This window comes from Pseudoalteromonas sp. S554 (assembly GCF_005930865.1).
Taxonomy (GTDB): Bacteria; Pseudomonadota; Gammaproteobacteria; order Enterobacterales; family Alteromonadaceae; genus Pseudoalteromonas; species Pseudoalteromonas marina.
The window spans coordinates 21,004-27,917 of sequence record NZ_PNDV01000062.1 but is presented as its reverse complement, the minus strand read 5'-3'; the positions used below and the strand labels follow the sequence as shown (position 1 = coordinate 27,917).

The 6,914-nt window shown below is 36.9% G+C and carries 7 protein-coding genes; all 7 read left to right on the top strand.

Annotation, left to right across the window (positions count from 1 at the left end):
• The first annotated feature begins 851 nt into the window (after positions 1–851).
• The 7 genes from CWB65_RS13445 (at position 852) to arsJ (ending at position 6,902) form a co-directional block, all read left to right on the top strand.
• Positions 852–1,670, top strand: a complete 819-nt coding sequence (locus tag CWB65_RS13445; RefSeq protein ID WP_008113558.1) for a metalloregulator ArsR/SmtB family transcription factor — start codon at positions 852–854, stop codon at positions 1,668–1,670.
• 33 nt (positions 1,671–1,703) lie between these two features.
• Positions 1,704–2,732, top strand: a complete 1,029-nt coding sequence (gene arsB / locus CWB65_RS13440) for an ACR3 family arsenite efflux transporter (protein ID WP_008113560.1) — start codon at positions 1,704–1,706, stop codon at positions 2,730–2,732.
• On the top strand, positions 2,725–3,717 hold the full coding sequence (locus CWB65_RS13435) for a permease (protein ID WP_008113562.1): 993 nt from the start codon (positions 2,725–2,727) through the stop codon (positions 3,715–3,717). Before arsB ends, CWB65_RS13435 begins: the two co-directional genes overlap by 8 nt.
• A gap of 9 nt (positions 3,718–3,726) precedes the next feature.
• The gene (locus tag CWB65_RS13430; protein ID WP_008113564.1) at positions 3,727–3,963 is read left to right on the top strand and encodes a thioredoxin family protein; all 237 of its coding nucleotides are present in this window, start codon (positions 3,727–3,729) and stop codon (positions 3,961–3,963) included.
• A 163-nt stretch (positions 3,964–4,126) separates the two neighbouring features.
• The gene (locus CWB65_RS13425; RefSeq protein ID WP_008113568.1) at positions 4,127–4,615 is read left to right on the top strand and encodes a phosphatase domain-containing protein; all 489 of its coding nucleotides are present in this window, start codon (positions 4,127–4,129) and stop codon (positions 4,613–4,615) included.
• A gap of 26 nt (positions 4,616–4,641) precedes the next feature.
• Positions 4,642–5,652, top strand: a complete 1,011-nt coding sequence (locus tag CWB65_RS13420; protein WP_008113569.1) for an ArsJ-associated glyceraldehyde-3-phosphate dehydrogenase — start codon at positions 4,642–4,644, stop codon at positions 5,650–5,652.
• A gap of 2 nt (positions 5,653–5,654) precedes the next feature.
• Entirely contained in the window at positions 5,655–6,902 is a 1,248-nt protein-coding gene (arsJ, locus tag CWB65_RS13415; RefSeq protein WP_008113571.1) for an organoarsenical effux MFS transporter ArsJ, read from the top strand.
• Positions 6,903–6,914: the final 12 nt, after the last annotated feature.

The following is a 6,914-nucleotide window of genomic DNA, read 5'->3' as shown; positions in this document are numbered from 1 at the left end:
GAGCTTAGATACCAAGATTCTAAAGCTGTGGCCAAATTTTATTGACCACTACAATCCCCAAGTTTAACAGAAGAAATCAACAGTAATTTACCAACACTTAAAATATCAATTAGAGATATTCCAGAGAAGCAGGTTTTTATATTTTATTTTGAGCAGCAAAGGCTGATATTCGAATGTATTCATGTTGAATCACCCGCTATGTCTATGATCAATTATTGTGAATTTAGTAATGGCATTAAAGAAACACTGCTAAACCATAAAGACGCACGAAAACTCCCAATCATTCTTCATCAATCATATTTCTCCGCAAGTATTCGACCATTTTGTGATATGGATTACTTGGAGAATTCTATATGAATGAGATGCTTCTAAAGAACGTTTTAATATTACGATTACCTAAGTAATCGTAATATTAAAACGAGAATTATTTAAAATATTCTCGAAAATGAAATCAATTTACCTATTATGTATTTCAATAGACCCATGAGAAAGTTGAGGTGAAGAATTCATTAGGATTTTTTGATATTCCTCTTTAACTAATGGCTCTTTTGATGAAACTGAAAGAATAGCGTTTGTTCTAATTGGCTATGTTCCAAACATTGATATCATTAATAACAGTTTATTGAGCACTAATTGCAGTAGATATTTCCTCTAAAGTTGAAATATCTACTGATTTATCTAAAAGGGGTTTTGTGCTCATCCCCTCGAAATCACTAAGAATCTATTTGTACGAAAAGTTCGTTTATAAAATTTAAATCATGCTTCAGATTTAAATCTTTTTATATGCCAATGCTTGTATATGTGATTTTTCATATATATAATAATTCACATGCAAATAACTAAGGTTTCATATGAAAAGCCTAAAAAATAAAAAAATCCTTTTCCTTTGCACTGCAAACTCGGCTAGATCTCAAATGGCTGAAGCGTTATTGCGGCATAAAGCGGGAGACATATTTAATGTTTTTAGTGCAGGTACTAAACCTGATGCCGTTGATGTTCGTGCGATTGATGCTTTAGAAAAGTTTGGCTTAGATACTAACGATTTAGTGTCTAAAAGTGTGAATGTCTTTGAAGGTCAAGTATTTGATTACGTCATTACACTATGCGATAAAGCTAATAATGAATGTCGCAGCTACCCTAATGCCGTTAAGCAGTTAGCTTGGGATTTTCCCGATCCAAAAGAGCGTTCTGGTAGTAACCCTTTTTCTACAACATTAAACGAGCTTAACAACCGTCTATCTATGTTTATTTTGGTTGAAGAAAAGGACGCTAAGATCAGTTGTGGTGATACAAAAACCTCAATTGATGTCAAAAGTGACGAATTTGACCCCATCTCCTTTTATAAAAGCCTAACTGATGATATCCGACTGAAAACGTTAATGTTGACGCATTATCATGGTGAGCTTTGCGTTTGTGAGTTAATGGAAGCGATGGAAGAAGATAGCCAGCCCAAAGTATCACGTAATTTAGCTGTTTTGAAAAAAGCTAAAGTGATAACTGATAGAAAGCACGGTCAGTGGGTGTTTTATCGTATCAATCCTGACTTACCGTTATGGGCTAAATCTGTGATTGCACAAACAACAGAGAATAATGTTCCTCTGGTTAGTAACGAACTTCAGCGTTTAGCTAATATGCAAAATAGACCTAATCGAGCAAATTTCTGTAAATAAATTTTCTATAAAGAATGAGTAAAGGATTGAATAATGGGTATTTTTGAGCGTTATTTATCGGTTTGGGTTGGCTTAAGCATTGTGCTTGGTGTGGTATTAGGCTTATGGCAACCTGATGCTTTTCAAGTGATTGCCAACTTTGAGATTGCACACGTTAACATTGTAGTCGCTGTTTTCATCTGGGTGATGATTTATCCCATGATGGTTCAAATTGATTTTTCAGCGATAAAAGATGTGGGTAAAAACCCTAAAGGGCTTGTGTTAACTATTGTCATAAACTGGTTGGTTAAACCTTTCACCATGGCTGGTTTAGGTTGGTTTTTCTTTACTTTCCTTTTTGCTGATTTAGTTGATCCTGCATCTGCACAAGAATACATCGCTGGCATGATTTTATTGGGCGTAGCCCCTTGTACTGCAATGGTATTTGTATGGTCACAGTTAACGAAAGGTGATCCGAACTATACATTGGTTCAAGTATCAGTAAATGATGTGATCATGATCTTTGCTTTCGCACCTATCTCGGCATTTTTACTTGGTGTAAGTGATATTCAAGTTCCTTGGGAAACGTTGATGATTTCTGTAGTGCTTTATGTTTTGCTGCCTTTAATTGCAGGAGTAGTGACTCGTAAAATCCTGAATAATGGTAATGGTGAACAATCATTAAATGAATTGTTATCAACATTAAAGCCTTGGTCGGTTATCGGCCTGTTAGCAACAGTGGTGTTATTATTTGGATTTCAAGCAAATACCATCATTTCTGAACCTGAAACCATTGGCTTAATTGCCATTCCTCTAATGATCCAAACATACGGTATTTTCATTATCGCGTACTTAGCAGCAAAATGGATGAGACTACCACATAACATAGCGGCTCCAGCATGTTTGATAGGTACATCTAACTTCTTTGAATTAGCGGTTGCGGTGGCTATATCCCTTTTTGGTTTACATTCTGGAGCAGCTTTGGCGACCGTTGTTGGGGTATTGGTTGAAGTGCCTGTTATGTTGTCATTAGTTTATATTATTAACCGTACACAAGGCTGGTTTGGGGAAAGCCATGTTTGAGGTATTTACTGACTTAGCCACATGGTTAGTCGTTGATGTTTTTGGATTGTCGAAAGCAACAAAATTAGGCGATGCACTTCATTTTTTTATTGAAGACACCACCAAAATTTTCTTTTTATTACTAGTGATGATTTACGTCATTGCATTGATAAGAGCATCAATAAATGTAGAGCGTGTTCGTGATTATTTAGCCGATAAACATAAAGGTGTCGGTTACATATTAGGCTCTAGTTTTGGCGCAATAACCCCTTTTTGTTCCTGTTCAAGTATTCCTGTATTTTTAGGTTTTACGTCAGCAGGTATTCCTGTTGGCATCACTATGTCATTTCTCATTACCTCTCCGCTAATCAATGAAGTTGCGGTCTTGCTGTTACTAAGCTTATTAGGATGGAAATTCACGTTACTGTATGTGGTTGTTGGTATGTCTGTTGGGATTTTAGGCGGTATTTTCCTTGATGCTATTAGGGCTGAGCGCTGGTTGCAATCCTTTGCTGCGAAAGCTTTAGAGCGTGGTCAAAAGGCTTCCTCTACAGTTCAATCCAAACAGGTTGAAAGCTTGTCTTTAAAAGAGCGACATACCTTTGCCAAAGAGGAAATGTTAGAGATTTTTGGCCGAGTATGGAAATGGGTGATCATTGGTGTTGGGCTAGGCTCTGCGTTACATGGTTTTGTTCCTGATGGCTGGATTGAAGAGCATTTAGGTAATGGTCAATGGTGGTCAGTTCCATCTGCCGTATTATTAGGTATACCTTTATATTCCAATGCCACAGGTGTAATTCCTGTGATGGAAAGTTTAATTAAACAAGGACTTCCTATTGGAACAACACTCGCCTTTTGTATGAGTACTGTGGCAGCAAGTTTTCCTGAATTTATTTTATTAAAACAAGTAATGCAGTGGCGATTACTAGTAGTACTTTTTGCACTTCTACTCGTTGCATTTACGTTAATTGGTTGGATTTTTAATTATCTGACCCCCTTTATTTAAGGAAAAATCATGAAAGAAATAAAAGTATTAGGTACTGGTTGTGCAAAATGTACAAAAACCATTGAAGTTATTGCAAAAATAGCTACTGAATTAAATGTAGATGTACACGTAATCAAAGAAACTGATCCTGAAGTAATTATGGGGTATGGCGTAATGAGTACTCCTGCTGTAATTATTGATGAAGTTAATGTGCATAGTGGCTCTATTCCCCACCGTCAAGAGATTGAATTATGGTTACAGCAATAGCAAAAGTTAACTGTTTAAATGATGGAAATTTACTCGAAGAGATAACATCTACTATCCAACATGAATTTAATGTTTCTCACGTCACCATTCAAATAGAAAGTAAACCTTATGCAAATAACTGTAAATCAATACATTGCACAGATAATTAACGATAGGAAAAATAATGTCACATCCTTTTGATATTTTGGCACTTGAAAACGGTAGCCAACTTATATTTACCCCGTGCCCAGGCACGAAAGATTCTATTTTAGTTGAGTCTATATCAACACTTAAACAAGCAGGTACTAACATGCTTATTACGTTGATGTTTGACGAAGAAATGGAAAAAAACAATGCACTCTCTTTACCAACTGAATGTGAAAAGCAAGGAATTGAGTGGGTTCAATTACCCATTTTAGATGATGCTGCCCCAAGCCAAGCCTTTGAATCTCAGTGGGATGCTCAAAAGGCTAACATTTTAGAGGTGATAAATAACAAGGGCACCATTGCTGTTCACTGCAAAGGTGGCTCTGGCAGAACAGGATTAGTGATTGGACTTATACTTTTAGCTTTTGGGTGGTCAGGTGAAAAGGTAATTGAAGCAGTACAGGAAATACGGCCTAAAGCGCTAAAACACCCAGTACAGCTTGATTATTTCAATACTTATTTATAATTTTTAACAACATTCAGGACAGATTTATGACAATTAAAATCGGTATTAACGGTTTTGGCCGTATGGGACGTTTATCAATGCGTGCAGCATTTGATTGGGATGATATAGAGATTATTCAAATCAATGATCCTGCGGGAAATGCTGAAACACTTGGACATTTAATGACGTTTGATTCAGTACATGGTCGTTGGCATCATGAGGCGAATCATGAAGGCGATTCAATAATTATCAATAACAAGGCTATTCCTTGCACGCAAAACAAAGCGACTCAAGACACTGACTGGTCTAAGTGTGATGTAGTAATTGAGGCATCAGGAAAAATAAAAACGAAAGCGCTGTTACAAGCCTATTTAGATCAAGGTGTAAAGCGTGTTGTGGTTACAGCTCCTGTAAAAGAAGATGGTGTATTGAATATCGTTATGGGAGTAAATGAAAATTTATACGACAAAGCTATTCATCCTATCGTAACAGCAGCTTCATGTACCACTAATTGCCTAGCGCCAGTGGTCAAAGTTATTCATGAAAAAATAGGTATTAAGCATGGTTCAATGACCACTATCCATGACATTACTAATACGCAAACCATATTAGATGCCCCCCATAAGGATTTACGTAGAGCACGAGCATGTGGCATGAGCTTAATTCCGACAACAACTGGCTCGGCTACGGCAATTACGCATATTTTTCCTGAACTAAAAGGGAAGTTAAATGGTCATGCAATACGAGTTCCTTTAACTAATGCATCAATTACAGATTGTGTTTTTGAAGTTGAACGAGCTACAACTGTTGAAGAAGTAAATAAAGTACTTAAACAAGCAGCACAAGGTGAATTGAAAAACATCATGGGATATGAAGAACGACCACTAGTGTCTATTGATTATAAAACTGATCCACGTTCTAGCATCATTGATGCATTATCAACGATGGTAGTAAATGGTACACAAGTAAAACTTTATGTTTGGTATGACAATGAATGGGGCTATGCCAATAGAACGGCTGAGCTAGCACGTATGGTTGGTTTGGCGGACAAAGGTTAATCATGGGGCTTTTATCACTCAAAGCGTTATCACCGCAAATTAAACAATATTTGGTGATAACAGGTAATTACTGGGCGTTTACTTTAACCGATGGTGCACTACGCATGCTCGTAGTGCTATATTTTCATCAGTTAGGATATAGCCCTTTAAATATTGCCATGCTGTTTTTATTTTATGAAATATTTGGTGTTATTACGAATCTTGTTGGTGGTTGGCTAGGTGCACGACTTGGTTTGAACAAAACCATGAACATTGGCTTAGCCATACAAATAATTGCGCTTGGTATGCTTGTTGTTCCTGCTGAAATGCTAACAGTTATCTATGTAATGGCGGCACAAGCTTTATCAGGTATCGCTAAAGATTTAAATAAAATGAGTGCGAAAAGCTCGATAAAGTTACTTGTTCCAGTAGGCGCTGAAGGTAAGCTTTATCAGTGGGTTGCTATACTTACAGGGTCTAAAAATGCGCTAAAAGGTGTAGGGTTCTTTCTTGGAGGTTTGTTACTAACCTTGCTTGAATTTAAAGGTGCAATCATCTTAATGGCTTCACTATTAGCCATAGTGTGGGTATTTAGTTTAATCGCCTTAAAAGATGATTTGGGCAAGGCGACAAATAAACCTAAATTTAATGATATTTTCTCTAAGAGTTCGTCAATAAACATTCTTTCTGCTGCTCGAATGTTTTTATTTGGTGCAAGAGATGTTTGGTTTGTCGTAGCGTTACCCGTTTTTTTAGCTGTGACCTTTAATTGGGATCATTGGTGGGTTGGAGGTTTTATGGCAAGTTGGGTCATTGGCTATGGCATAGTTCAGTCTGTTGCGCCTATTATTACCGGAAAAGGCACGAGGGAAAAGCAAGGTAATGTGCCAACGGGTAGGTCAGCATTTTTATGGGCAAGCTACTTAACATTAATACCTGCTGTGATTGCTTTGGCCTTGCATTTTAATTTTCATATTCAAGCTTCAATCATTATAGGACTACTGATTTTTGGGGCTGTTTTCGCTATTAACTCTTCTTTACATAGCTATCTCATCGTCAGTTATGCAGGTAGTGACGGTGTATCGCTTGATGTTGGTTTTTACTATATGGCTAATGCTATGGGGAGATTAATTGGTACAGTGCTTTCAGGTTGGGTATATCAAAATTATGGCCTAGAAGCCTGTTTATGGATATCAAGTATATTTGTGGCTATGGCAACTTTATTATCATTGAAGCTGCCAAAAAACCAAAGTAAAGAGAAAGCTAATTAATCAAAGTCACAT